The organism is Candidatus Aeolococcus gillhamiae (genome assembly GCF_016464765.1).
GTDB lineage: Bacteria > Chloroflexota > Dormibacteria > Aeolococcales > Aeolococcaceae > Aeolococcus > Aeolococcus gillhamiae.
Genome location: NZ_JAEKNS010000124.1, coordinates 43,603 through 68,273, shown reverse-complemented (window position 1 = coordinate 68,273; position 24,671 = coordinate 43,603). Strand labels below are relative to the sequence as shown.

26 protein-coding genes are annotated in these 24,671 nt (G+C 68.2%); 22 read left to right on the top strand and 4 right to left on the bottom strand.

The genetic code is table 11. From position 1 onward, the window contains the following. Window positions 1-142 precede the first annotated feature (142 nt). On the top strand, window positions 143-1,084 hold the full coding sequence (locus JF886_RS12180) for a bifunctional riboflavin kinase/FAD synthetase (protein WP_337312827.1): 942 nt from the start codon (window positions 143-145) through the stop codon (window positions 1,082-1,084). Between the two features lie 144 nt (window positions 1,085-1,228). After that, window positions 1,229-1,720, top strand: coding sequence for a hypothetical protein (locus tag JF886_RS12175; RefSeq protein WP_337312825.1), 492 nt, complete (start codon window positions 1,229-1,231; stop codon window positions 1,718-1,720). Window position 1,721: 1 nt separating this feature from the next. Here JF886_RS12175 and JF886_RS12170 read toward each other — a convergent pair whose 3' ends face one another. Next, a complete protein-coding gene (locus tag JF886_RS12170) occupies window positions 1,722-2,921 on the bottom strand; it encodes a hypothetical protein (RefSeq protein WP_337312823.1) in 1,200 nt (399 codons plus the stop codon). Between the two features lie 1,305 nt (window positions 2,922-4,226). Between JF886_RS12170 and JF886_RS12165 the strand changes: the two genes are divergently transcribed. From JF886_RS12165 to JF886_RS12150, 4 genes are all read left to right on the top strand, one after another. After that, a complete protein-coding gene (locus tag JF886_RS12165) occupies window positions 4,227-5,201 on the top strand; it encodes a diacylglycerol/lipid kinase family protein (RefSeq protein ID WP_337312821.1) in 975 nt (324 codons plus the stop codon). 112 nt (window positions 5,202-5,313) lie between these two features. Then, entirely contained in the window at window positions 5,314-5,592 is a 279-nt protein-coding gene (rpsO, locus tag JF886_RS12160) for a 30S ribosomal protein S15 (protein WP_337312819.1), read from the top strand. A 292-nt stretch (window positions 5,593-5,884) separates the two neighbouring features. Then, on the top strand, window positions 5,885-8,026 hold the full coding sequence (gene pnp, locus JF886_RS12155; protein ID WP_337312818.1) for a polyribonucleotide nucleotidyltransferase: 2,142 nt from the start codon (window positions 5,885-5,887) through the stop codon (window positions 8,024-8,026). Between the two features lie 8 nt (window positions 8,027-8,034). After that, window positions 8,035-9,036, top strand: coding sequence for an aspartate-semialdehyde dehydrogenase (locus JF886_RS12150; protein ID WP_337312816.1), 1,002 nt, complete (start codon window positions 8,035-8,037; stop codon window positions 9,034-9,036). Window positions 9,037-9,044: 8 nt separating this feature from the next. Here JF886_RS12150 and JF886_RS12145 read toward each other — a convergent pair whose 3' ends face one another. From JF886_RS12145 to JF886_RS12135, 3 genes are read right to left on the bottom strand one after another with little or no spacing between them, the layout of a single operon-like run. Then, window positions 9,045-9,563, bottom strand: coding sequence for a tetratricopeptide repeat protein (locus JF886_RS12145; protein WP_337312814.1), 519 nt, complete (start codon window positions 9,561-9,563; stop codon window positions 9,045-9,047). A 34-nt stretch (window positions 9,564-9,597) separates the two neighbouring features. After that, window positions 9,598-9,786 carry a hypothetical protein gene (locus JF886_RS12140; protein ID WP_337312812.1) on the bottom strand — a complete coding sequence of 63 codons (189 nt, stop codon included), beginning with the start codon at window positions 9,784-9,786 and terminating at the stop codon, window positions 9,598-9,600. Continuing rightward, on the bottom strand, window positions 9,779-10,126 hold the full coding sequence (locus JF886_RS12135; protein ID WP_337312810.1) for a hypothetical protein: 348 nt from the start codon (window positions 10,124-10,126) through the stop codon (window positions 9,779-9,781). Before JF886_RS12135 ends, JF886_RS12140 begins: the two co-directional genes overlap by 8 nt. A gap of 89 nt (window positions 10,127-10,215) precedes the next feature. Between JF886_RS12135 and JF886_RS12130 the strand changes: the two genes are divergently transcribed. The 16 genes from JF886_RS12130 (at window position 10,216) to mctP (ending at window position 24,667) form a co-directional block, all read left to right on the top strand. Further along, window positions 10,216-10,869 (top strand): cobalamin B12-binding domain-containing protein, encoded by a 654-nt coding sequence (locus JF886_RS12130; RefSeq protein WP_337312808.1) that lies wholly within the window; start codon window positions 10,216-10,218, stop codon window positions 10,867-10,869. 6 nt (window positions 10,870-10,875) lie between these two features. Further along, window positions 10,876-11,562, top strand: a complete 687-nt coding sequence (locus JF886_RS12125) for a MerR family transcriptional regulator (protein WP_337312806.1) — start codon at window positions 10,876-10,878, stop codon at window positions 11,560-11,562. A gap of 87 nt (window positions 11,563-11,649) precedes the next feature. After that, window positions 11,650-12,333, top strand: a complete 684-nt coding sequence (locus JF886_RS12120) for a sigma-70 family RNA polymerase sigma factor (RefSeq protein ID WP_337312805.1) — start codon at window positions 11,650-11,652, stop codon at window positions 12,331-12,333. Continuing rightward, the gene (locus JF886_RS12115; protein ID WP_337312803.1) at window positions 12,311-12,961 is read left to right on the top strand and encodes a uracil-DNA glycosylase; all 651 of its coding nucleotides are present in this window, start codon (window positions 12,311-12,313) and stop codon (window positions 12,959-12,961) included. Before JF886_RS12120 ends, JF886_RS12115 begins: the two co-directional genes overlap by 23 nt. Beyond that, entirely contained in the window at window positions 12,958-14,601 is a 1,644-nt protein-coding gene (locus tag JF886_RS12110) for a ribonuclease J (protein WP_337312801.1), read from the top strand. Before JF886_RS12115 ends, JF886_RS12110 begins: the two co-directional genes overlap by 4 nt. Window positions 14,602-14,824: 223 nt before the next feature. Further along, window positions 14,825-17,005 carry an FtsK/SpoIIIE family DNA translocase gene (locus JF886_RS12105; RefSeq protein ID WP_337312799.1) on the top strand — a complete coding sequence of 727 codons (2,181 nt, stop codon included), beginning with the start codon at window positions 14,825-14,827 and terminating at the stop codon, window positions 17,003-17,005. After that, window positions 17,002-17,136 carry a hypothetical protein gene (locus JF886_RS12100; protein ID WP_337312797.1) on the top strand — a complete coding sequence of 45 codons (135 nt, stop codon included), beginning with the start codon at window positions 17,002-17,004 and terminating at the stop codon, window positions 17,134-17,136. The genes JF886_RS12105 and JF886_RS12100 overlap by 4 nt, the downstream gene beginning before the upstream one ends. Beyond that, the gene (locus tag JF886_RS12095) at window positions 17,137-18,393 is read left to right on the top strand and encodes a VTT domain-containing protein (protein ID WP_337312795.1); all 1,257 of its coding nucleotides are present in this window, start codon (window positions 17,137-17,139) and stop codon (window positions 18,391-18,393) included. It abuts the gene before it with no gap. An 82-nt stretch (window positions 18,394-18,475) separates the two neighbouring features. Continuing rightward, a complete protein-coding gene (locus JF886_RS12090; RefSeq protein ID WP_337312793.1) occupies window positions 18,476-18,967 on the top strand; it encodes a YajQ family cyclic di-GMP-binding protein in 492 nt (163 codons plus the stop codon). After that, window positions 18,964-19,503 (top strand): CDP-diacylglycerol--glycerol-3-phosphate 3-phosphatidyltransferase, encoded by a 540-nt coding sequence (pgsA, locus tag JF886_RS12085; RefSeq protein ID WP_337312791.1) that lies wholly within the window; start codon window positions 18,964-18,966, stop codon window positions 19,501-19,503. The genes JF886_RS12090 and pgsA overlap by 4 nt, the downstream gene beginning before the upstream one ends. After that, window positions 19,503-20,003, top strand: coding sequence for a CinA family protein (locus JF886_RS12080; RefSeq protein ID WP_337312789.1), 501 nt, complete (start codon window positions 19,503-19,505; stop codon window positions 20,001-20,003). Before pgsA ends, JF886_RS12080 begins: the two co-directional genes overlap by 1 nt. Before the next feature lie 262 nt (window positions 20,004-20,265). Then, window positions 20,266-21,312 carry a recombinase RecA gene (gene recA, locus JF886_RS12075; protein ID WP_337312787.1) on the top strand — a complete coding sequence of 349 codons (1,047 nt, stop codon included), beginning with the start codon at window positions 20,266-20,268 and terminating at the stop codon, window positions 21,310-21,312. Window positions 21,313-21,316: 4 nt separating this feature from the next. Further along, window positions 21,317-21,853 carry a regulatory protein RecX gene (locus JF886_RS12070; RefSeq protein WP_337312786.1) on the top strand — a complete coding sequence of 179 codons (537 nt, stop codon included), beginning with the start codon at window positions 21,317-21,319 and terminating at the stop codon, window positions 21,851-21,853. A 5-nt stretch (window positions 21,854-21,858) separates the two neighbouring features. Further along, on the top strand, window positions 21,859-22,827 hold the full coding sequence (locus JF886_RS12065) for an aldo/keto reductase (RefSeq protein WP_337312785.1): 969 nt from the start codon (window positions 21,859-21,861) through the stop codon (window positions 22,825-22,827). A 50-nt stretch (window positions 22,828-22,877) separates the two neighbouring features. Further along, a complete protein-coding gene (locus tag JF886_RS12060) occupies window positions 22,878-23,096 on the top strand; it encodes a DUF3311 domain-containing protein (protein ID WP_337312783.1) in 219 nt (72 codons plus the stop codon). Next, a complete protein-coding gene (gene mctP, locus JF886_RS12055; RefSeq protein WP_337312781.1) occupies window positions 23,093-24,667 on the top strand; it encodes a monocarboxylate uptake permease MctP in 1,575 nt (524 codons plus the stop codon). The genes JF886_RS12060 and mctP overlap by 4 nt, the downstream gene beginning before the upstream one ends. Window positions 24,668-24,671 lie beyond the last annotated feature (4 nt).

Here is a 24,671-nt window from a genome sequence, read left to right as displayed (position 1 = left end):
CCTCGCAGCCCTGGTCGATGCCATCCAGCGCTTCCTCGACGCCTGGAATCAGACCAGCAAACCCTTCGTCTGGATCAAGTCAGCCGAGCAGATCCTCACCAGCATGCACCGTCAACCTTTCAAGAAGACAGTGCACTAGCCCATGCGCGTCGACAGCGGTCTGGGGGCGAGGGTCGAGGGCGATGCACCAGTGGTGCTCACCATCGGCAACTTCGACGGTGTGCACCTGGGCCATGTCGCACTGCTTGATGCTGTTCGGTCGACGGCTGCGTCGCTTGCTGCGCAGAGCGGGTTGCTCACCTTCGATCCGCACCCGCGCTGTGTCCTCGATCCCGCCCACTGCCCGCAATCGCTGACCACTCTTGCGGAGAAGGAGTCGGTGCTGGCCGCCTGCGGGCTTGATCGGCTGACCGTCCTTCGCTTCACGCGCGAGGTGAGCAGCTGGGGGGCCGAGCAGTTCTGCGACATGCTCCGCGAGTCGTTCGACCTGCGCGCGCTGGTGGTGGGGCATGACTTCGCTCTCGGCCATAAGCGACAGGGCGACATTGCCTTCCTGCGCGACTACGGGGAGCGACATGGGTTCCCCGTGGAGGTGGTCGACGGGGTCCGGCTCGGTGGCGAGGTGGTGTCATCGTCAGGGGTGCGTTCACTGGTCGCCGCGGGCGACGTTGGCGGCGCGGCTCTCCTGCTCGAACGGCTGTACTTCATGGACGCAGTGGTGGAGCACGGCGAGCAGGTTGGGCGCCATCTCGGCTTTCCGACGGCCAATCTCTCGATCGCGGCGGAGAAGTGCCTCCCTGCGCCTGGGGTGTACGCGATGTGGGTGCGGGTGGACGGCGAGTGGCACGCAGCGGCGACGAACGTCGGGTACCGGCCGACATTTGGTGGCGACCGGCTCACCGTGGAGGCGTTCCTGCTCGACTTCTCCGGCGATCTATACGGGCGCTCCGTGCGAGCTGCTTTCGTGGCTCGCCTGCGCGAGGAGCGCGCGTACGGTTCGGTTGACGAGCTGGTGGCGCAGATTGGGCGTGACGTGGAGCAGGTGCGGTCGCTTTTGGCAGGGGTGACGGCGCCCGGGGTGTGAGCCGTCGGGCCTTTGGCGTTTGGGCGCGCGGTGTCCGGCCTGCTCTGGTAGGAGCCAAAAGTATTGCTGTTACTGGGGTTTGCATGCGCAGCTGCGCACACTGGGTGACGATCGCCACAGGCATCGATCTGTGGAGCGCGCGAGATGGTCCGCGTTGGACACGCGTTGCGCGACCTGCCGCTCATCCACGAGGCGTTCGCTGCTGGACGGCTGTCGTTCGACAAGGTGCGTGCGCTCACGCGGGTCGCCACCGCGGGTGACGAGACGCTGTGGCTCGAGCTGGCGCTCGAGGCGTCGGGATCGCAGCTGGCGCGGATCTGTCACGCGTACCGGCGCGCGATCGCCGTCGACGATCCGCGCCGGACGGCCCTGCAGCGGGCACGACGGCGCCTGGTATCGTGGTGGCTCGACGCGGACGGCATGCTCGCGCTGTGCGCCACCCTGCCTCCGGAGGAGGGGCGGCTGGTGCTCAACGCCATCGAGTCGGCGGTCTCACGAACGTTGGCGAAGGACCAGGCGGCTGCCGCTGCCAGCGGTGGTGCGCCATTCGGCCTCGATCACACCATCGTGGTGGTCGCAGGCAACATCGCCAACCGGGCAGCGCGACGCAGCGCCGAGCAGCCATCCGGGCCGTGAGCTAGCCCGTGGGGGCGTACGGGACGGCTTCGATCTGGTAGATGGGATAGGGGCCGGCCGCCCAGACCACCGGCGAATCCTGCGGCTCGTACTTGTACGCGAACGTCACGGGCGCCGCGCTGCCGTTGCTGTAGACGCCCGACACCTCGATGTGGAAGTGCTCGCTGGCGGTGATGTTCACGCCGGGGGAGGAGGCGAGCGCGCGGTACTGGTGGTACACCGCGCATTTCGCCGCAGCGTCAGGCCAGGTTCCGGACGCTGCGTCGTAGGTCGGCGTGCCATTCGGCGCCGTTGGGTCGGTCGAATCCTGACCGTGGACGGTCGTATCACCGGAGGGGTCGTGGAAATCCCAGTGCACGCCGTTGGCCACGATGGACACCGCGACGCGACCTGACACCGCGACGGGGAGCGATCCGGCGACGCCACGCAGGGTGAGCGGAAGGCTCAGCGTGAACGGGTTCGGCGTGCGAGAGCCGGTCGGGAGGCCCGTATCAAGGGCAACGCACGTTGGCAGCCCAACGTACGTGGGGGAACCGTTGGCCGGCTCGCTGACGATGGCTCCGCGACGGAAGCTTTGCCAGAGCGCGTCGGCGATCTGGTTGGTCTGGGTGGTGAAGGCGGGCACCGTCGTGGCAACCTGCGCATTCAGACTCGGGGGAGTGGTATCGACGACGGTCAACTCGCTGCAGTAGTCGGGACCGTAGATGGGCAGGCCGGCGGAGCTGACGCGAACCTGGTCGTGTACGACGCGTCCGACCACGAGGTACACGGTTTCACTGAGGGTCCACGTGGTGGCGTCTTCCGACGTGGCCACGGCGCCCGGCACCGGCGGCGTCAGGGGTACATAGAAGTTTGCCGCCGTGTACGGGGGGGCATTGAGAGAGGCTTCGATCGCAGCAGACAGGCGCCCGAATGCTGATGCGGTGGCTGCAGCGACCTCCTGTTGCTGGAGTGCGTTGTATTGGTCGGCCATCCCTTGCGCGGCGGCGAGCTCGTCGGCGTTCTGCTGAGCCGCGGTCTTGACGAGCTGCGCAGGCACCGAAACCACGCGTGGCCCGTTCGGAGACCCAATGGGCAGAGGGGACTGGATCGTGACCGTGGCGGTGAGGCCCGTCTCCGGGTTCCCCGCGATCGACGGGGCCACGGTGACGTACTCGCGCGTCCGGAGACCGACGTTGGGGTCGACGGTGCCAGTGGTCAACTGCTTGGTGGGGATGCACTTCGAACCGAGCGCTGGACCTGGGGAAGCGGCGAGGACGCCGTTGCCGTTGTCCTGCGGGGTCGGCGCGGACGGGGGAGGGAGCCCGCAGCTTAGGGCGGCTCCGATTCCGGCTGTGCCGCCACCGCCGGCACCCGCGCAGCCAGCGACGCCCCGAGCTCCGTTCGCCGAAGCCGGCGTGGCGATTGTGCAACCTGACGTCACAACGAGGAGAGCTGTTGCGACAGCGACAGTCATTCTCACGAGCGGCACCAAGTGCTCGGGGCGCCGGACTGATTGCAGTTTCCCGCTCCGTCGTAGAACAAAAGCGGACCAAGCAACGGATCTTGGGCCAAATGACTAGCGAAGAAGGTCGTGCCAGTCGAGGGATATGAGGCGATAGTAATCGTCTGCCCTGACGTGTTGAGCGCAGTGACTGTGCATGGCCCTGGGTATGTGCCCACGAAGACGTACTGGTCGGAGGTGGTGTGCGGTTGCGACGAAAAGAAGCGTCGGTCGCTCGGGCTGATAGCGAACACGGAAAGCTTGGCTGGAAACAGTGCGCAGTCTGGCTGCGTGATTGGCTCATTTGCCGCCATCGCCTGCAACTCTGCGGGTGGGTCGAGAGATACCTCCCCTAGGCGTGGCATCAGCGAAGCCTGATCGTTCGCCTCCGCCCATCGGTACCACACGGAATCGCGGTTGGAAGCTGCGATCCATTGCTTCATCTCGGCGTCCGACACCCCTCCCTTCGTCGCATTCACGACCGGCGGAGCAGGCGGCGTCGAATCCGTCAGGTTCGCCGGCGGGACCTTCGTCACCCCATAGGGCGCCCACAGCGCTGCGCAGGCCGGTGGCACCCGCGCAATGTCCGTGGTCGTCGTCACGGAGGCACACGGTCCAGCCGCCGCGCTCGGTCGCGCGATTGCAGTCGGCGTTACCCGTACGGTTGGCGTCGCAGTGGGCGCCGGGTTGCCGCACGACACCACGGCGAAGATCGCCAGGGTCGCCGCGACGCCGCCACGAAACTGGAACATCCGCACTATCCCCTGCCCTTCCATCGTCCGCTCGGTGCGCGACAGCAGACGCCGGCGCCTGTCCGGCGACATACCACCCCCCATAGTCTCGCGACCCGGCAGCTGAGTTTCAATCACGCGCCGGCGACGACCCCGCCAGCTACCAAGCAAGCCGTTGCCAAACCGTTACAGTCGCCGAAGTCACGATCCCGCCAAACGCACCGCCGCCGGTCACGACGCGGTCGCGACAGACACGACCCGGTCGCCCCAGGCCGCCGATACCATCCGCGCGATGAGTGCGGGACCAGCCGAACAGCCGCGCACCTTGGTCATCGTCAACCCAGCCAGCGCCGGCGGGCGCACCGGAAAGCGGTGGCCGGCGCTTCGCGGGGCGCTCGACACGGCGCACATCACGTATGACGTCCACCACACCACCGCGCCGCGCGACGCCACCGCCGCCACCCGCGATGCCCTGACGAGCAGCTACACGCGCGTCGTCTCCTGCGGAGGTGACGGCACCCTCAACGAGGTGGTCAACGGTTTCTTCGCCGCGGACGACGCGGGCACGCCGATCAACAGAGAGGCAATCCTCGGCGTGCTGCCCAGCGGCACCGGAGGCGACTTCCGCCGCACCACCGGTCACCCGACTGACCCGACGGCACTGGCGGCGATCCTTGCCGCCAACCACACGCGTCGCATTGACGCGGGGCGCATCACCTACGACAGCCCGGCCACTCCGCCCACGCACTTCATCAACATCGCCGACTGCGGAGTTGGAGGAGAGGTGGTCGCGCGGGTCAACCGCAGCAACAGCAAAGGCGGTGGCGTGCGGGGAACCGTTGTCTTCCTCGTGATCACCCTGAAAGTCCTCACCACCTTCGGCGGACGCCCGATCCGGCTCATCCTCGACGGCCACTCCGCCGAGATGCAGATCGACAACGTTGTGATCGCCAACGGCCGCTACTTCGGTGGTGGGATGCGGATCGCCCCATCGGCGGAGCTCGACGACGGCTGGTTCGACGTCGTCGTTCTGCCCGCGCTGGGACGGATGCGCACTCTCGTGGCCATGCCGTCGGTGTACCGCGGTGCCCACATCAAGCAGCCGGGGGTGCTCGTCAAGCGGGCCAGGACGGTACGGGTGGAACCGCTCGACAACCGCGCCCTCCTCTTCGACATCGAGGGCGAGCAGATCGGCATCGCACCCGCCACGCTCACCTGTCTGCCGGGTGCGCTCCGGTTGTGTGTCCCGCGATCTGCGGCAGGCTGAACTCGATTGCTGGTAAACTCACGGTGACCTTCGGAGAGCCCCGCTCGGTTTGACGCATCGGGAAATGCGCCACGCGGCTCTGCTCTCCGTCCGGTGACCGGCCACCCGGCCCATGGAGATTCACTTGCCCGCAGTTCGACCGAAGTCGGAGATCATCGCCGAACATCGTCGCCACGACACCGACACCGGGTCGGCGGAGGTGCAGATCGCCGTCCTCAGCGACCGCATCTCCGCGCTCACCGAGCACCTGCGCGACCACCCCAAGGACCACGCCTCCCGTCGAGGTCTGCTCAAGCTCGTCGGCAAGCGGCGCCGGCTGCTCGACTACCTGACTCGCAGCGACGTCGAGCGCTATCGCGCGATCATCGCCCAGCTCGGGCTGCGCCGCTAAGAGATGCGCTCACATTCGATGGTCCACTCCACGGAGGGCTGCCCACAGCCCGCCTGACCGGTGGGCCCGACAACTTCACACAGCAAACCCACCCGTTCCGATCCGGGAGCGACGACCTTCCGCAGCCACGTGCAGCGGTGAGAGGTTGGCGCCTGGACCTCGGCACACAGCGGCCCCCGCAGCCACCGGCGCGAACCGCCAGCCGACCTCCAGCCTCCAATCTCACCACCATCAGCGCGGTGCCGCAGCCGGTGCAGTCGCCACCCGGGTCATCCACTCAACAGGAGACCCAATGGCCTACCAAAAATTCGAATCGGAATACGCCGGTCAGAAGCTGACCGTCGAGACCGGACACATCGCCGAGCAGGCGAACGGCGCGCTGCTCATTCGCTGCCGCGACGTCGTCGTGCTCGTCACGGCGACCGCCAACAAGGCCCCGCGCGAGGGCATCGACTTCTTCCCGCTGACCTGCGACTACGAGGAGAAGCTCTACTCCGTGGGTCGCATCCCGGGCAGCTTCCCGCGGCGTGAGGGGCGGCCCAGCGAGGCGGGCGTTCTTGCCAGCCGCATGATCGACCGGCCGCTGCGGCCGCTCTTCCCGAAGGACTTCCGCAACGACGTCCAGATCATCGCCACCGTGCTCTCTGCGGACCAGGAGCAGGACCCGAGCACCCTCGCGGTGACCGGTGCGTCCCTGGCACTGGCGATCAGCGACATCCCTCACGCCGGACCGGTGGGTTGTGTGCGCGTCGGCATGCTGGACGGGCAGCTGATGCTCAACCCCACCCTCCAGCAGATCGCCGAGTCGGAGCTCGACCTCGTGGTCGCCGGCACGTCCGACTCGATCAGCATGGTCGAGGCAGGTGCGCGCCAGGTGTCCGAGGACGTGATGCTTCAGGCAATGCGCATGGCGCACGACGAGATCAAGCGCCTGGTGCAGTTCCAGCTCGACATCCGCAACGCGCTCGGCCCCAAGCCGACCATGAACTACCCGCCGGTTGGAACCGATCCCGAGGTGGCGTCGGCGGTTCACGAGCTGGTTGCCGATCGCATCGGCCAGGCGGCGCGCAACAGCAACAAGGCCGCCCGTGAGGCTCAGCTCGATGAGCTCAAGGCCGAGGTCCAGCAGCAGCTGGCTGAGCGCTTCCCCGAGAAGCGCGCCGACGTCAGCAAGGCGTTCGAGTCCGAGACCAAGAAGGCGGTGCGCAACGCCATCCTCCACGAGGGTGTGCGTCCGGACGGCCGTCGTACCGACGAGATCCGTCCCATCTGGGCGCAGGTCGGCGTACTGCCGCGCACCCACGGCAGCGCCATCTTCACTCGAGGCCAGACGCAGGCGCTATCGATCGTGACGCTCGGCTCCGGCCAGGACCAGCAGAAGATCGACGGCCTTGGGCTAGAGGAGTTCAAGCGCTTCATGCACCACTACAACTTCCCGCCGTACTCCGTCGGCGAGGCTCGCTTCCAACGGGCCCCCGGCCGTCGCGAGATCGGCCACGGCGCGCTCGCCGAACGCGCGCTGCACAATGTGATGCCGGACGAGGCCGACTTCCCGTACGTGGTGCGAATCGTCACGGAGATCCTCTCCAGCAACGGGTCCACCTCGATGGCGTCGGTGTGCGGTTCGTGCCTCGCACTCATGGACGCGGCGGTACCGCTGGTCGCGCCGGTCGCGGGCATCGCCATGGGGCTCATCACCGATGAGGGCGACGACCGCGCCGCCATCCTCAGCGACATCCAGGGGATGGAGGATGCACTCGGCGACATGGACTTCAAGGTCGCCGGCACACAGACGGGGATCACCGCGCTGCAGATGGACATGAAGATCAAGGGGCTGCGCTGGGAGCTGGTCGAGCAGGCGCTCGAGCAGGCCCGCGTCGGCCGTATCCACATCCTCGACAAGATGGCAGAGGCGCTCGCACAGCCGCGCAGCGAGATGAGCCCGTGGGCACCGCGAATCGAGACCATCCAGATCAACCCGGACAAGATCCGCGACGTCATCGGCCCGGGCGGCAAGATGATCCGCAAGATCGTCGAGGAGACCGGCTGCCAAATTGACATCGAGGACGACGGCCGGGTCAGCATCGCCTCGGCCAACGCGGCGGCGCGGGAGCAGGCGCTCGCGATGATCCGTGACCTCACCGATGATGTCGAGATTGGCAAGATCTACAAGGGTCGCGTCGCCCGCCTGATGGGCTTCGGTGCCTTCGTGGAGATCGCTCCCAAGAAGGAGGGCCTGGTGCGCATCGGCCAGCTTGCCGAACACCGCGTCGAGAAGGTCGAGGACGTCGTCAACATCGGCGACGAGATCATGGTCAAGGTCATCGAGGTCGACGATCGCGGCCGGATCAACCTCTCCCGCAAGGAAGCCATCCGAGATCTGGCCAAGCAGCAGTCCGAGGCAGCCGGCGCCGGCAGCGGCGGGCCGGCGTAGCCACCACCGTGCAGAGTCCGCCCGTCGTCGCCGTCGTCGGGGCGACGGGCGCTGCCGGGGGCACGCTCTTGCGCGTGCTCGAGGACCGGCTCTTCCCGATCGGCGACTTCCGCGCCTTCGCGAGTGCGCGCAGCGCTGGTGCGCTCGTCCGCTTCCGCGACCATGACGTCCCGGTCGCCGAGGTCGACGACGCCGGGCTCGCGGGTGCGGACATTGTGTTCTTCGCGGCGGGCGCGAACACCTCGCGACGCTTCGCGCCTGTTGTCGCCGCGGGTGGGGGAGTGGCCGTCGACAAGTCGAGCGCATACCGCCTCGACCCGGCCGTCCCGCTCGTGGTCCCGGAGGTCAACGCCGAGGCCCTTGATCGCCAAACCGGGATCGTCGCCAACCCCAACTGCGTGACCATTCCGCTGGCGGTCGTGCTCGCCCCCCTGCACAGCCGCTTTGGGCTGCGCCACCTCACCGTGGCCACGTACCAGGCCGCCAGCGGTGGTGGCCGCGCCCTTGCCGCGGAACTCGGGCAGCAGGAGAGGGACGACGCCTACGGGCGCCCTCCGCGCAAGGAGGTGTACCCGCACGTCCTCCATGGCAACGTGGTCCCGGGCGGGTGGTCCATGGTCGGCGATGAGACGGAGGAGGAGGTGAAGGTCACCGCTGAGTTCCGACGCGTGCTCGACCTGGCGGAGCTGTCGATCGCGGTCACCACGGTGCGTGTGCCGGTGGCGGTCGGCCACTCCGCGGCTGTGTGGGTCGAATTCGACAACGCGGTCGAGGCGGACGAGGCGCGTCGCATCCTCTCGAAGGCACCAGGCGTCCTCGTCGTCGACGACCCGGCGACCCAGCAGTACCCCACCCCGCGCGCCGTTGCCGGGTCCGATGAGGTCCACGTCGGCCGCATCCGCGCCGACCGCTCACGAGAGAACGGGTTGGCGCTCTTCCTGGCAGCGGACAATCTGCGCAAGGGCGCGGCGACCAACGCCGTCCAGGTGGCGGAGCTTCTGCTCTGCTGAGCCGCGGCTCAGCTGTCGGGCGCGTCTCGCTCTCGGTCGCCATTGACTGGTTGCTCGGTGATGTCCCGCGCGTAATTGGCCAGCGACCGCTGGTACCTGGGGAGATGCGGGGCCAGCGCGGCGAGCGCGAGCGAAGTGGCCTCACGCTCCCGACCGGTGTCGACGAGGGCCAGTGCCAGGAAACCCCGCACCGCATCGTCGAGGTGATCGGACGGGGCACTGAGCTCGGTGGTGAGCAGTTCCACGCTCTCCTCAGCACGACCGAGGTTCCGCAGAGAGCTGGCCAGCTGGATGACCGCGCGGCGCCGTCGTTCGACGGTCAGCCCCATATCGAGGGCGTGACGGTACAACGGCACTGCGAGGTCAGAGTGCCCGGTTGAATCCAGGGCGGCCGCGCGCTCGAAGACGCCCGTGCCACTCTCGGGTGGCAACTCGGCCGCGAGGCTGTCGATGAGAGCCAGGAAGTCATCCTCACGGCGGTCGTCAATGGATGCCCAGGTGTCGGCCAGACGTTCCTCCCAGCTCATCGGCCCAGCTTAGGGCGATTCCGCCAGTCAGACGTTACTGCTTGAGCCTTTCGACCAGCTCGGTGACCGTCTCCTGCAGCCGGTCCACGATGCGTTGAGCGCGCTCGGCAGAGCGGTCGGTCGGTCGGCGTCGACGGAGCACCTCGATGGTGGCCGCGAGGGCGGTGAGGTCGGCAGACGCTCGACTGAGGAGACTGAGATCGGTGGTGTCCCATCTAGTCACCGGACAGCTCCTCGACCAGGCAGAGAATCGCGCGGGGAGTGGTCGGCAACTGCACGAAGTACCCTCGTTGAAAACCCGCGGCTGCGAAGTCGCCGGCGAGGGCTGACCCACTGAGCAGGATGCAAGGGAATCGACAGAATCTCGCGTGGAGTGAGGCGAGGGTCCAGCCCGGCGGCCACGCATCGGCGGCGGCCACGACGAGGGTCGGGTCGGCGGCGGTCGGCTCCGGGTTGGGCGTGACCGCGACACCTTCGAGGGTCATCAGCTCGGTGAGCGACTCGAGCAGGTCGGCGTCCGCGCACACAATGTGGACACGCTTTGCGATACCTCCCCTGACCATCAGGAGAGGCTACGCGCTCGGTTCGCCAGAGAACCGACGGCCCCGGTCTCGGCTTTGACAAGATCCTGGACATGACCGTGGATGCCCCGGTGGCAGTCCGCCGAACGCGCCGGCCGCGGCCGCCTGTCGTCGCATTCACCTCCAGCCTCCTGTCGGGCGATGCGAAGAGCGCCACAGAGATCGCCTGGCGCTACCTGGCGGCCACAGGGTCCCGGCTTGCCGTCATCAGCGACCTGATCCACCCGGCGCAGTACGAGGTCGGTGAGCTCTGGTACCAAGGAACTGTTGGCGTCGCCGAGGAGCATCGCGCCACCGCGATCGTCATCGCCGTCGCGGGCCGCTTGACGCCGACTCCGGTAGCCCGCCCGGTGCGTCCCGGCGCGTGTTGCATCCTCTCGGGGCTCACGCGCGAGCGGCACATCGTCGGACTCCAGGTGCTGGCGCTCGCGCTCGAGGACGAAGGGTGGACTGTGCACCAACTGGCGCCGCCCACGCCGCCGGCCGAGCTGCTGCGTGCGGTGGCGGAGTGGCGCCCCGACGTCGTCGGGATCTCCGCCGCATACCTGCCGGCGACGCGGGAAATCTCCGAATCCATCGAGGCCGTGCGGGCGATGAAGGTCCCGGTCCTGGTGGGAGGCTCGTTCTTCAACCGAGCGCCAGACCTCTGGCGCACCGTCGGCGCCGATGCCCACGGTAGCGACGCGCGGGTCACGACTGTCCTGATGCGCAAGCTGCTCGGATAGCTTGCGGTGGTCGACACGCTGTCGCTCACCATCGGCGAACTCGCCTCCATGGTGGGGATCTCCACCGACACGATTCGCGCATGGGAGCGCCGCCATGCGCTGTTGTCGCCGCATCGAACTGTCACCGGCCATCGGCGCTACGGGATGGACGACGTCGAGACGCTTCGCCGCGTACGTCAGAACGTCGCCGTTCGCAGGCTGTCGCTGAAGCTTGCCATCGCCGAGGCGCAGGGGCTTCTGGTCGAGGCTGCCGTGCCGGTGCCGATGCCGGTGCTCACCGTCGTCGATGCGGCAGGTGGGAGGAGCGAAGCGCCCTGGCGCGCCGTCGCCGACCTCCTTCCCAACGTGGTCTGCATCGTGAACCCGACCGGCGAGATCATCGACACCAACATGGCCTTTGCGCACATGACGGGGGTGCTGCGGCTCGAGCTACGCGGGAAGCGTTTTCTTGATCTCATCGAGCCCGCGAACCGCGCCAAGGCGGTCCGCCTCTACAAGCCCGAGCCCCAACGACGGCGTGGATGGGAGCTGAACCTGCGGACGCGCACCGTATCAGGGCTGTTCGCGTTCGACTCGTACGTCGTGCCGACGATGGCCAGCGCATTCATCGTTCTCATCGGCACGGACCTTTCGTCGTCGGGCCTGGAACTGTGGCCTCAGTCGACGGAGCTCCCTGTCCAGGATTCTGTCTAAGCCTGCTCGCGTCGCACCTAGCCGTGCCGGCCCAGTGCCGATAACACTGCCGGCATGCTCAACAGTCAAGCGCTGCGATCGACCCCGATGGCATCAACCGCTGCGGAGGGCGGCGTCGACCGCGAGACCCAGAGCTTCGCCGCCATGTACGACAGCTTCGGCGCACTCGCGTTCACGCTGGCGCATCGCATCGTGCGTGACCCGGGGATTGCCGAGGACGTGGTCCAGGAGTCATTTCTCGCCATATGGCGGAACGCGGGGCGCTATGACGCTGGCCGGGGGTCGATGCAGGCGTGGCTGTGCCGGGTCGTGCGCAACCGCGCGATCGATCGGCTCAGGGACGTTTCCGGGCGGCAGCGCCACGACCGGTCGCTCGACGCATACATGTCCCTGGTGAGCGCCCACGACGTCGTGTCGGATGTGCTGCGGTTGGAGGAGACCCGCGCCGTGAAGTCGGCCATGGCATCTCTGCCCCCGATGCAGCGTGAGGTCATCGATCTCGCCTACTACGGGGGAAAGACGCAGAGCGAGATCGCGGTCCTGACGGGGGTACCGCTGGGAACGGTAAAGGGACGAACCCGTTCGGCCATGCGGTCGTTGGCCGCCGCGCTAGGGGCCTTGCGCGACCCTGCTCTTGCAGAGGCGCCAGGCGTCTCCGGGAGCCATCGGCGGCTGCTTGCCCCCCGTCCTGCGGACCTTGCCTGCTCACAGAGGCGAGTCACCAGGCACTCCCTACAATCGGACGCCAATGCAGGTGGCGCCGACCACTGAGGAGCTGCTCGAGATCCACGGCCGGATCCGGGCGTGCGTCGCCTGCCGCCTCCATGTCACGCGCACCCAGGCAGTCCCCGGCTACGGCCCGGTCGAGGCGCGGATCATGGCGGTGGGGGAGGCTCCCGGAGAGAAGGAGGACCGGCAGGGCCGTCCGTTCGTCGGAGCAGCCGGGACGCTGCTCACCGAGCTCGTTGAGTCGATCGGCCTCACCCGTCGCGACATCTACATCACCAACACGGTGCGCTGCCGGCCTCCGGGCAATCGCGACCCGCAGCCCGACGAGGTGGAGGCGTGCAGCCATTTCCTTGACGAGACCATCGCGCTGCTGCGCCCCGACGTCATCCTCATCCTCGGCCGCCACGCCCTGCAGCGATTGCTCCCCGAATCGGCGGGGATCACCCGGTTCCACGGTCAGCGGGTGGTGCGTGACGACCGCGTCTACGTGCCGCTGTATCACCCCGCCGCCGCCCTCTACAACGGCTCGCTTCGTGAGACGCTCTTCGCCGACATGCAACGGGTGCGCGGCTATCTCGACGAGGCGGAGGCCGTGCGAGGGCCGCGCGTGCGGCCCGAGCACGCGGTCAGCCAGCGCGAGCACGACCAATTGAGCCTCTTCGCCCTGTGATCTCCCTGGTTCCCCTCGGCGGTCTCGGAGAGATCGGCCGCAACCTGATGGCGATCGAGTGCGGCGAGGACATCGTGGTCGTCGATTGCGGGCTAATGTTCCCCGAGCAGGAGATGCTGGGCATCGACCTGGTCATCCCCGACGTCACCTGGCTGATGGAGCGGGTGCAACGGGTGCGCGGCATCGTGCTCACTCACGCCCACGAGGACCACATCGGCGCCCTCCCGTACGTACTGCCGCGCCTGCCGGTGCCGGTGTACGGCACCTCGCTGACGCTGGGCTTCCTGCGCAACAAGCTCAAGGAGCACAAGCTGCTCGACTCCACCGACCTGCATACGGTGCGTGCCGGTGACACCGTGCAGCTCGGCGCCATCGCCGTCGAGTGGATCCACATCACCCACTCGGTCCCCGACGCCTGCTCGCTGGCGCTCCACACCCCCGAGGGCGTGATCATTCACACAGGCGACTTCAAGATCGACCAGACGCCCGTGCAGGGCGCGCCCCCCGATTTGGCGCGGCTGGCCCGGCTTGGCGACGACGGCGTGCTGCTCCTGCTCAGCGACTCGACAAACGCCGAGCACGACGGGACGACGCCGAGCGAGCGGCGCGTCGGCGAGGGCCTGGCCCCGCTCTTCGCGGCCGCGCCGGGTCGCATCCTCATGGCCACGTTTGCCTCCAACATCTCGCGTCTGCAGCAGGCGATCGACGCCGCGGTCGACTGCGGGCGCAAGTGCTTCATCGTGGGCCGCTCCATGCTCAACAACGTGCGCGTCGGCCAGGAGCTCGGCTTCCTGCGCACGCCCGACATCTTCGTGTCCCCCAAACAGCACGCTTCCGTTCCCGACGACGAGCTCGCCGTGCTATGCACCGGCGCGCAGGGCGAGCCGATGTCGGCGCTGTCGCGCATCGCCGCGGGTGAGCACCCGATGGTGCAGCTCCATGAGGGCGACACGGTGATCATCAGCGCGAACCCCATCCCCGGCAACGAGGAGGCGGTGCACCGCACCATCAACAACCTGTACCGCCGCGGGGCGCGGGTGTTCAACTCGTCGAAACACCACGTGCATGCGTCGGGACACGCCAGCCGCGAGGAGCTCAAGCTGATGCTGACGCTGACCCGGCCGAAGTACTTCGTACCGGTCCACGGCGAGTACCGCCACCTGGCGATCCACGCCGACATCGCCGCCTCGGTCGGCATCGCGCGCGACCACATCCTGCCGGTCGACAACGGGACGGTGATCGACATCGACGCCGACGGCATCCATCGCCGGGGGCAGCGTGTCCCCGCCGGGTACGTCTACGTTGACGGGCTCAGCATCGACGAGGCCGGCGACGTCGTTCTCCGCGACCGGCGGTTGCTCGCCCAGGACGGCGTGGTCATCGTGGCCCTGACGGTCGAGCGCAGCACCGGCGTGGTCATCGCGGGACCTGACCTCATCTCCCGCGGATTCATCGAGGACAGCGCCACGGACAACCTCTTCGACGAGGCGCGCGCCCACACCCTGTCCCTGGTCGACAAGCTGAATCCCGACGCCGAATGGAGCGTCTGGCAGGCGGCGATCCACGAGGGGCTCTCGCGGTTCCTGTACTCGCGGACCCGCCGCCGTCCCATGATCCTGCCCGTGGTCACCGAGGTCTGAGCGGGGCGAACGCAGGTTCGGCACGGCCGAGGACCTGCTGATACGATCGACGCGCCTCCGGGGAACCCGGAGAGCAGCCGCGATTCTTACCACGTCACGACCCAGGCTGGACCACCAAGAGATGGCACCACGCGCCCCCACAAGATCCCGCCCGGCAACACGCCGCCGCGCACCCGCGCGCACCAGCCGGGCTCCCCGCCGTGCCCCCGCCCGTCGCCAGCCGATGCTCACCCCCGATCAGCGCCGTGAGCTGAGCGGGGTCGCGCTCCTCGGTCTCGGCGCCGTGCTCGCGGTGGTCCTGCTCATTCCCGGCGGTGGCTCGGTCGCCGGCCCGGTTCATGACGGCCTGTTCACCGTGCTCGGCGTCGGGGCCTGGTTGCTCGCGGCGGGCTTCGGGGTCACCGGCGCGCGCTTGCTCCAGGGTCACGAATGGCGCGGCGGTCTCATGGCTGGATTCGGCTCACTGGTGGCGGTGCTCGCCGTGCTGGGATTCCTCGGCCTGGCCGCCGCCGGCAGCGCCGGTTGGATCGGCAACCGGGTCGGCCCCGGGATCGCGGATCGGCTGGGCGGCCCCGCCTCCGCCGTGCTCATGCTGGTCGCCGCCTCGCTGGGGTTGGTGCTCGCCGTCGACCTGCGTGTTGCCCCGCTCGTCGCCTGGCTGCGCGCCCACCTCGCCAGCGACGATCCGCACCCGCCGCTCAGGAAGGAGCCGCGCCAGCGATCCGAACCTGGCACCGACGTCAACCTGACCGGCACCGCCGCGCCGCCCGTCTTCGTGCCCGCGCCGGTCGCCGCTCGCGTGGAACTGCCGCAGGCGTTCGCCGCCATCGCCGACCCCGACCTCGACAATGTCGAGCCGCTCAGCGACGAGGGCTTCGTGCGTGAGTTCGAGGGCACCGCCGAGCCCGTACTTGGCCCGATCCCCAAGGTGGCGCTCGGCCACGGCGAGGCGATGGTGGAGGAGGAGGGCGAGAAGGTCTGGGTACTGCCGACGCCCGACATCCTCGACACCGTGGCCGGCAAGCGCGAGCGCCTCAACGCCGAGGTGGAGCGCAACAAGCAGACCATCGTCTCGACGCTGCGCAGCTTCGGCATCGAGACCAGGATCATCGGCGAGTCCGTCGGTCCCACCGTCACGCAGTACGAGCTGCAACCGGCGGCCGGCGTGCCGGTGCGCAAGATCGTCGGGTATCAGACCGACCTGTCGCTCGCGCTGGCGGCACCGATCCGCATCCAGCCGTTCATCCCGGGCAAGTCGGCGATCGGCATCGAGGTGCCCAACAAGGCCGCCCAACTGGTCGCCCTCAAGGAGATCGTGCAGTCGTCGAGCTTCACCGACGGTCGCTCGCACCTCGCGGTGGCGCTCGGAGCCGACGTGAGCGGGCGCCCGGTCGCCGGCGACCTGACGCGCATGCCCCACCTGCTCATCGCCGGCGCCACCGGCAGCGGCAAGTCGGTGTGCATCAACGCCGTCCTGGGCGGTTTTCTGCTCCAGGCAACGCCCGCCGAGCTGAAGCTGATCCTCATCGACCCCAAGCGTGTGGAGCTGAGCAACTTCGCCGACCTGCCCCACCTGCTCGTGCCGGTGGTTGTCGAGCCCGAGGCCGCGGTTGCGTCGCTGCGTTGGGCGGTCAAGGAGATGGAGGAGCGCTACAAGCTGTTCGCCTCGCACGGCGCGCGCAACATCGCCGCGTTCAACGAGCGGGCGCCGAGCCTGGGCCTGTCGCCGTTGCCGTACACGGTGATCGTAATCGACGAGCTGGCCGACCTCATGATGGTGGCGGCCGGCGAGATCGAGGACCTCATCTGCCGCATCGCGCAGTTGGCCCGCGCCGTGGGGCTGCACCTGGTGGTGGCGACGCAGCGACCGTCCGCCGACATCATCACGGGCCTGATCAAGGCCAACATTCCGTCGCGCGTCGCCTTCGCCGTGTCGAGCGGCACGGACTCGCGTGTTATCCTCGACGAGATGGGTGCCGAGAAGCTGCTCGGTCGCGGCGACATGCTGTACCTGCCCATCGACCAGGGCAAGGCGCAGCGGCTGCAAGGCGCATTCGTCAGCGATCGCGAGCTGGACGCCCTGATCGCGCACTGGAAGGCGCAGGGCAAGCCGGACTACCAGGAGGAGATCTTCCAGGTAGAGGCCAACGTGGCGTGGGCCCGGGACGCCGGCAAGCGCGACGTGCTGTTCGCCAAGGCAGCGCACATCGTTGCCGCCGAGGGACGGGCGGCCGCCTCGCTGCTGCAACGAAAGATGAACGTCGGCTACACGCGGGCGGCGCGGCTGGTGGATCAGCTCGCCGAGCACCGCATCGTGGGGCCATACGAGGGCAGCAAGTCGCGCGAGGTGCTCATGGATGTCATCCAGGTCGACGAGTACCTCGCCGAGCTCGGCGAGGAGTGACCCGCGTCGCTGTGCTTGGCGACACCCACCTTCCCCGGCGCAGCATGCCGACGTTCACCATGGCGGTGATGATTCGTACCGCCGGACGCGCGCACGCGGAGATCGTCGACCTCGGGCGCGGGCGGGCCTGAATGAACTTCCTCCAGGGTCTGCACGGCGTGGTCGCCGTGGTCCTGCTCTGCGGTCTCCTCTTCGCCGAGGAGGCCGGCGTGCCTCTGCCGTTCGCCCCCGGCGAGATCGTGCTGCTCGCCGCCGGGCTGCTGATCGCGGCTGGCGGACTGGATCCGTACGTCTTCGTGCCGCTGGCGATGGTGGCGTGCTTCGCGGGTTCCGTCGTGGGATACAGCTGGGCGCGGCTGGTGGGAGAGCGCGGGCTCATCTCCCTTGCGCAACGGCTCCACCAGCAGCGCAATCTCGAGCGCGTGTCCAAACGGGTGCGATCGGCGGGGTGGCTCGGCGTCGGGCTGAGCCGGCTGATCCCCGGGCTGCGCATCTACACCACGCTCGTCGCCGGCGCGGTGCAGGTGCCGAGGCGCACGTTCATCGTGGCCATGATCCCCTCGACCATCGTGTGGGTGGGAGCGTTCACCGCCCTGGGAACCGTCGTCGGTATCCCGGTCGAGCACTTCTTCAACCGGATCGAGCAGCTCGCCGTGCAGGGCGTGATCCTGCTCGTCATGGGGCTCGGCATCTTCTTCGCGATCCGGCGCACGCCACCGTCGACGGGAGCCGGCCTGGTGCGGGTGCCGCGCGTCGTCCGCGCTCTGATCGCCGCAGCCCTCGACATCGGCGTGATCGCCAGCATCGTGACCGGTTTGCTGGCGCTGGGGCGCCGGCTCTTCGGCGTGGGCATCGGTGCCGGCTGGCTCGACGTCGCCGTCCCGCTGGTGGTGGTGAGCATCATCTATGTCGTGACCGCGCGTCGCAGTGCGGGCGCGACGGTCGGCGAGGCGCTGCTGCAGACCAGCTATATCAGCGGACGCCAGCTGCCGCGTCGCCCTCAGGAGGCGTGGCAGGCTGCCCGGGCGCTGCTGTCCGGCTCGTCCGACGAGCTTCGCCCCACCGCCGACCTGCTCCGGGCGCTCGCCGACCCCGATCGACTACGACTGGTGCGCCACCTTCTCGACAAGCCGCGCACCGTCGACGAGCTGGCCGCGCTCACTGGGACTGAGAGCTTCGAGGTTCGTCACCAGCTCGACCGGCTCCTCAATGCGGGCGTCCTCATCGTGCGGGCGGAGGGAGACGAGGCGCTCTCACAGATCCGTCCCGACCTGGTCGGCCCGCTGCTCGAGTTCCTCTCTGCGGCCCGCCGGCCGGTGCGTCCCGCGCCCGCTGAGGAGGCGGCGCTGATCGCCGGCGTCCCGGAGACCGTCGCCCCCGATGGCTGAGGGCTTCCCGCCCGCGGCCCACCGTCGCGCGACCTCGAAGCGCTGAAGCCGTGCCGCCGCGCCCGGTATCCTGCGGGCACACATGCCCCAGGAGTTCTCGTTCGACGTCGTCAGTGACTTCGACCACCAGGAGTTGGTCAACGCCCTCGACCAGGCCCGGCGCGAGATCGGCACCCGCTACGACTTCAAGAACCTGACCGCCGAGATCGAGCTCGAGAAGGAGCAGATCACTCTCACCACCGAGGGCGACATGCAGCTGCGCGCCATGGTCGACGTGCTCAGGAGCAAGTTCCACAAGCGCAACCTCGACCTCAAGATCCTCGACCTGCAGAAGCCCGAGGATGCGGCCAGGGGGAACATCCGCCAGGTCATCAAGCTACGCCGCGGCATCAACGACGAGCTGGCCAAGAAGCTGCAGAAGCAGATCCGCGGCGACCATCCCAAGGTGCAGGTCCGGATCCAGGGTGACCAGCTGCGCGTCACCGGCAAGGACAAGGACGCGCTCCAGGGCGTGATCGCCAAGCTGCGCGAGGCCGACCTCGACGTGCCGCTGCAGTTCACCAACTACCGGTGACGCGTCATCTCACCCTGCCCAACCAGCTCACCATCTTCCGGCTGTTGCTGGTCCCGGTGATCGGGTACTCGCTGAGCGCGGATTTCGCCTATCACGCCCAGGTGAGCGCGGCGGTCTACGCCACGGCCGCAGCCACGGATTCGCTGGACGGGCAGATCGCCCGCCGCCGCAACTCGGTCACCGAGCTGGGCAAGTTCCTGGATCCGCTCGCCGACAAGATCCTGGTGATCACGGTGCTGGTCATCCTGGTCGGCCAGAACATCATCCCGGCGTGGGTGGTGGTGGTGGTGTTCGCTCGCGAATTCCTCATCACCGGCTTGCGGTTCGTCGCCGCCAACCAGGGCGTGGTGGTGGCGTCGACACCGTGGGGGAAGTCGAAGACGCTGACGCAGAACATGATGATCGGGCTGCTCATCCTCGAGCAGCCCTTCCCCGCCCTGCACATCGCCGCCCTGGTCATGGTTGGGCTGGCGGTGACCGCCACCGTGCTCAGCGGCCTCGACTACATGTGGCGCTACCGGCGTTTCTTGATCTGATGGCGGGGGAGGAGTCGGCACCGCGGCTGGCCGAGCTCTTCCCCGACAGCGTGGTCGCCGGCGAGCTGTTGCGCTCGCGGGGATGGACGGTGGCTGTGGCGGAATCCTGCACTGGCGGGTTGCTCGGAGCGGCGCTCACCGCCGTCCCCGGGTCGTCTGTCTACGTACTCGGCGGCGTGATCGCCTACGACAACGCTGTGAAGGAGCACCTGCTCGGGGTCGACGCTCGACTCCTCGAGCAGCAGGGTGCGGTCAGCGAGGACGTGGCTGCCGCGATGGCACGAGGTGCCCAGGAGCGCCTCGGAGCCGACGTCGGCCTCGGCATCACCGGTGTCGCCGGGCCGGGCGCGGAGGGAGGGAAGCCGGCGGGGCTGGTCTTCGTGGCGATCACCTCACCCGGAGGCGGGCGGGTGGTGCGGCTGGAAGGCGATCGCGGCCGGGACAGAAACCGAGCCAACGCAGTGGTGGCGGCGCTGCGCCTGGTGGTCGAGGCCCCGTGAGCCCGTCGCGAAGCAGCGACAGGCAGCTGTCGTCTGAGCCGCGCACGATGCCGTTGTCATCCTTCCCGCCAGCCGCTACAGTGGGGCGTACATCTGTTCGATGCCAACTCTCGCACCCTCGTTCACGCGACCCAGCACCGACGCCAGCCATTCCACAGATCATGGAGTTTCTGCTTTGACAACAACACCAGAAAGTCGTAATATCGAGCCCATTGTCGAGGTCAACGGGCGGCGCACAGCCGCAGTCAGCGGGAGTGAGGCGGTGACCACAGAGCGGGATCGGGCACTCAGCACAGCGCTCGGACAGATCGAGCGTTCCCATGGAAAGGGAGCGATCATGCGCCTCGGTGAGGCGCGCACCCAGCGCGTGGAGGCGATCCCGACGGGGGCGCTCACCCTCGACATCGCCCTCGGCGTGGGCGGGGTGCCGCGCGGCCGGGTCCTCGAGATCTATGGACCAGAGTCCTCCGGGAAGACCACGCTCACCCTGCACATCATCGCCGAGGCGCAGAAGCTGGGCGGTGTGGCCGCGTTCATCGACGCCGAGCATGCGCTCGACCCGCAATACGCAGCCCGCATCGGGGTGAAGACCGACGAGCTACTCATCTCCCAGCCGGACACCGGCGAGCAGGCGCTAGAGATCGTCGAGGTGCTGGTGCGCAGCGGCGCAGTCGACGTCGTGGTCATCGACTCGGTGGCCGCTCTCGTCCCCAAGGCGGAGATCGACGGTGAGATGGGCGACAGCCATGTCGGCCTCCAGGCCAGGCTGATGTCCCAGGCGATGCGCAAGCTCACCGCTGCCATCTCACGCTCGAACACCTGTGTCATCTTCATCAACCAGCTGCGCGAGAAGATCGGCGTCATGTTCGGCAACCCCGAGACCACCACCGGTGGGCGGGCTCTGAAGTTCTACGCGTCGGTGCGCCTGGACATCCGCAAGATCGACTCGATCAAGCAGGGGCTCGACGTGGTCGGCAACCGGGTCAAGGTCAAGGTCGTCAAGAACAAGGTGGCCGCGCCGTTCCGGGTGGCTGAGTTCGACATCATGTACAACGAAGGTATCTCCTACGCTGGCAGCGTGCTCGACATCGCCATCGAGACCAAGGTTATCGACAAGAGCGGCGCCTGGTTCTCGTACGGCGACATGCGCCTCGGCCAGGGCCGCGAGAACGTACGCGACTTCCTCCGTCAGAACGTCGACCTTCTCGAGGAGATCGCCGGCAAGGTGAAGGTGCAGTCCTTGCCCGAGGTCCCGCCGGTCATCGAGGCCGACACGAACGGGGCGGCTCCGCCGGTGACTGTGGGCTGAGTCGGTGAGCGATCCGGGCGTCGCCGGCGAACGTGACCGGCCGGCGCCGCCCGAGGATCCCGACTCGGTGGCGGCCGCCGAGGAGGTGGCGCTGCGCATCCTCCGTGGCGCCGCGCAATCTGCGGGAGCGCTGCAGCGGCGCCTGTGCCGGCGCGGCTTCAGCGAGGAGGCCGCCACCACCGCGACCGCAGCGATGGTCCGGTACGGCTATGTGGATGACGTCGCCCTGGCGACTTCCCTCGCCGCGCGCAGCCAGCGGAGCGGCCATGGCCACATCAGGGTGGCGGCGCAACTGCGTGCGCGCGGCATTGACGACAACGCCGTGGCGGCGACGCTGGCGGTTGTCGACCCGGACGCGGAGCGAGCTGCGGCCCTGGCCCTGGGGAGCCGGCTGTGGGGACGCGTCACCAATGGCCAGCTGGCCCAGGTGCGGCGCCGTCGCGTGTTCGGTCAGCTGCGCAGCCGCGGGTTCGACGTCGAGACCGTGCATTGGGTGCTGCGTCAGCTGGATACGAGGAACCCGACCAACCATCCAGACTGAGCTGCATGGACTACACGCACCTGGGCCGCTCCGGCCTCTCTGTCAGCCGTCTCTGCCTCGGCACCATGAACTTCGGCCCGCAGGCGACCGAAGCAGATTCGCACCGCATCATGGACCGCGCCCTCGAGCAGGGCGTCAACTTTTTCGACACCGCCAACGTGTACGGGTGGAGGAAGGGGGAGGGGTGGACCGAGCAGATCGTGGGACGCTGGTTCGCGCAGGGTGGCGGACGTCGCGAGAAGGTGGTCATCGCCACCAAGCTCTACGGGTCGATGAGCGACTGGCCCAACGACACCTTCCTCTCGGCACGCAACATCATCAGCTCCTGCGAGGGCTCGCTGCGACGGCTGCAGACCGACCACCTCGACCTCTACCAGATGCATCACATCGACCTGGAGACCCCGTGGGACGAGATCTGGCAGGCGATGGAGACGCTGGTCCGCCAGGGCAAGGTCCTCTACGTCGGCTCATCGAACTTCGCGGGCTGGAACATCGCCCAGGCGCAGGAGACGGCGCGCGCGCGCCACTTCCAGGGGCTGGTGAGCGAGCAGTCGCTGTACAACCTCATGGAGCGGCGCATCGAGATGGAGGTGCTGCCCGCGGCGCGCGAGTACGGGCTGGGCGTGATCCCGTGGAGCCCGCTCATGCGCGGCGTCCTCGGCGGCATCCTCCGCAAGCACAGGGAGGGCCGCTCCGCGTCCGAGCAGACCCAGCGCCTCGTCGCCGAGCACCGCGAGCAGATCGAGCGCTACGAGGCACTGTGCGATGAGATCGGCAGCCATCCCGCCGACGTCGGCCTGGCCTGGCTGCTCCGCCAACCCGGGGTGACCGCGCCGATCATCGGTCCGCGCACGCTCGAGCAGCTCGACAGCAACCTCGGCGCGCTGGAGGTGACGCTCGAGGACACGGTGCTCGAGCGGCTCGACGCCATCTTCCCGGCGGTGGGACCGGCACCGCAGGCGTACGCATGGTGACCGCAGCCAACCCTTGACAGCGGCGGTGCAGGTGAGCGACGGTGCCGTGCATGGCGCGGTCGCCGCAGACCAATCGGCGCGGAAGCTGGGCGCGCATCCTCCTCCTCGTCCCGTTCGTCGCCCTGCTGTTTCCCACCCTCTACGCGCACGCTGATCCGCGCTTCGCGGGCATCCCGTTCTTCATCTGGTACCAGTTCCTCTGGGTGATCCTCGGAGTTGGGATCACCGGGGTCGTCTACGCCCTCAACCGCAGAGGTGACGGGTCGTGACCCACTGGGACGAGCTGATCATCGTCATCGCCATCGGCGTGCTGGTGACGGTGATCGGCTTCGGAGCCTCGCGCTGGCGCCGCGCCGACCTCAACCACATCGAGGAGTGGGGGCTGGCGGGACGGAGCTTCGGAACCATCGTCACCTGGTTCCTGCTCGGTGGCGACCTCTACACGGCGTACACATTCGTCGCCGTGCCCGGGGTCGTGTTCGCGGTGGGAGCGTACGGGCTGTTCGCGCTGCCCTACACGATCCTCATCTATCCGCTCGTCTTCCTCACCATGCCCCGACTGTGGCAGGTGTCACGCAACAAGGGCTACGTCACCGGCTCGGACTACGTGAAGGACCGCTTCAACAGCCGATTCTTCGCGCTACTCATCGCATTGACCGGCCTGGTCGCCACCATGCCGTACATCGCCCTGCAGATCTTCGGGATCAAGCTGGTGCTCGCCAACATCGGCATCAGCCCCGAGGTGGCGCTGATCGTGGCCTTCGGGGTGCTCGCCCTGTTCACGTACGTCAGCGGTCTGCGCGCGCCCGCGCTGATCGCCGTGGTCAAGGATGGGCTCATCTGGCTCGTGGTGATCGTGGCGATCATCTACATCCCCTACAAGCTCGGCGGGTTCGGCAACGTGTTCCACAAGGTCGAGCAGGTGGCGGCGGCGGCGCCGAAAGCGAAGGCCAAGTCCGATGTCCTCCAGCCCTCGCTGTTCAACGCCTACAGCAGCATCGCGCTGGGATCGGCGCTGGCACTCTTCCTCTACCCGCACTCGTTGACCGGCGTCTTCAGCGCCAGCGGTCAGCGCGTCATTAAGCGCAACGCCTCCTTTCTGCCGGCGTACTCGTTCCTGCTCGGTCTGATCGGGCTGTTCGGCTTCATGGCGATCGCCGCCGGGATCAAGCCCAGCAAGGAGTTCGGCAACAACAGCGCCATCGCCGACCTCTTCCAGAACATGTTCCCCAGCTGGTTCACCGGGGTCGCTTTCGCAGCCATCGCCGTGGGCGCGCTCGTCCCCGCGGCGGTGATGTCCATCGCCGCCGCCAACCTCTTCAGCCGCAACATCTGGCGCGAGTATGTTCATCCGGCGATGAGCCGCAAAGAGGAGGCGACCGTCAGCAAGGTTGTGTCGCTGCTGGTCAAGGTCGGCGCCCTGGCGTTCGTGCTGGCGCTGCCGACCACCGACATCATCAACTACCAGACCGCGGGCGGCGTCTGGATGATCAACGCGCTGCCCGCGCTGGTGGTGGCGCTGTACGTCAAGCGGTTGCACCTCGGGGCGATGGTGGTCGGCTGGGCCGGGGGCATGGCGCTGGGGACGTACGCTCTCTTCCAGGAGAAGTTCGCCACCAGCCTGCACGACTTCGGGTTCGGCGGCAAGATTTACATCGGCTTCGCCGCGATCGCCGTCAACCTGATCATCGTCGCCGTCGGCTCGCTCATCGCCGCGATGGTGGGCCGTGCCTCGACCAACAACCTCGACGACGCGGACTACCACCCACTTCCCGGCGATGCGCAGCGCACCGGCTCGGTTCCACCCCTGACCCCAACGCTCCCACAGGGCTTGGCCTGAAGCG

Excerpts from the sequence above, each read along its gene's own strand:
- JF886_RS12180 (WP_337312827.1), top strand. The coding sequence starts at position 143 with ATGCGCGTCGACAGCGGTCTGGGGGCGAGGGTCGAGGGCGATGCACCA.
- JF886_RS12175 (WP_337312825.1), top strand. The coding sequence starts at position 1,229 with ATGGTCCGCGTTGGACACGCGTTGCGCGACCTGCCGCTCATCCACGAG.
- JF886_RS12165 (WP_337312821.1), top strand. The coding sequence starts at position 4,227 with ATGAGTGCGGGACCAGCCGAACAGCCGCGCACCTTGGTCATCGTCAAC.
- rpsO (WP_337312819.1), top strand. The coding sequence starts at position 5,314 with ATGGAGATTCACTTGCCCGCAGTTCGACCGAAGTCGGAGATCATCGCC.
- pnp (WP_337312818.1), top strand. The coding sequence starts at position 5,885 with ATGGCCTACCAAAAATTCGAATCGGAATACGCCGGTCAGAAGCTGACC.
- JF886_RS12145 (WP_337312814.1), bottom strand. The coding sequence starts at position 9,563 with ATGAGCTGGGAGGAACGTCTGGCCGACACCTGGGCATCCATTGACGAC.
- JF886_RS12135 (WP_337312810.1), bottom strand. The coding sequence starts at position 10,126 with ATGGTCAGGGGAGGTATCGCAAAGCGTGTCCACATTGTGTGCGCGGAC.
- JF886_RS12120 (WP_337312805.1), top strand. The coding sequence starts at position 11,650 with ATGGCATCAACCGCTGCGGAGGGCGGCGTCGACCGCGAGACCCAGAGC.
- JF886_RS12115 (WP_337312803.1), top strand. The coding sequence starts at position 12,311 with ATGCAGGTGGCGCCGACCACTGAGGAGCTGCTCGAGATCCACGGCCGG.
- JF886_RS12105 (WP_337312799.1), top strand. The coding sequence starts at position 14,825 with ATGCTCACCCCCGATCAGCGCCGTGAGCTGAGCGGGGTCGCGCTCCTC.
- JF886_RS12095 (WP_337312795.1), top strand. The coding sequence starts at position 17,137 with ATGAACTTCCTCCAGGGTCTGCACGGCGTGGTCGCCGTGGTCCTGCTC.
- JF886_RS12090 (WP_337312793.1), top strand. The coding sequence starts at position 18,476 with ATGCCCCAGGAGTTCTCGTTCGACGTCGTCAGTGACTTCGACCACCAG.
- JF886_RS12080 (WP_337312789.1), top strand. The coding sequence starts at position 19,503 with ATGGCGGGGGAGGAGTCGGCACCGCGGCTGGCCGAGCTCTTCCCCGAC.
- JF886_RS12065 (WP_337312785.1), top strand. The coding sequence starts at position 21,859 with ATGGACTACACGCACCTGGGCCGCTCCGGCCTCTCTGTCAGCCGTCTC.
- JF886_RS12060 (WP_337312783.1), top strand. The coding sequence starts at position 22,878 with ATGGCGCGGTCGCCGCAGACCAATCGGCGCGGAAGCTGGGCGCGCATC.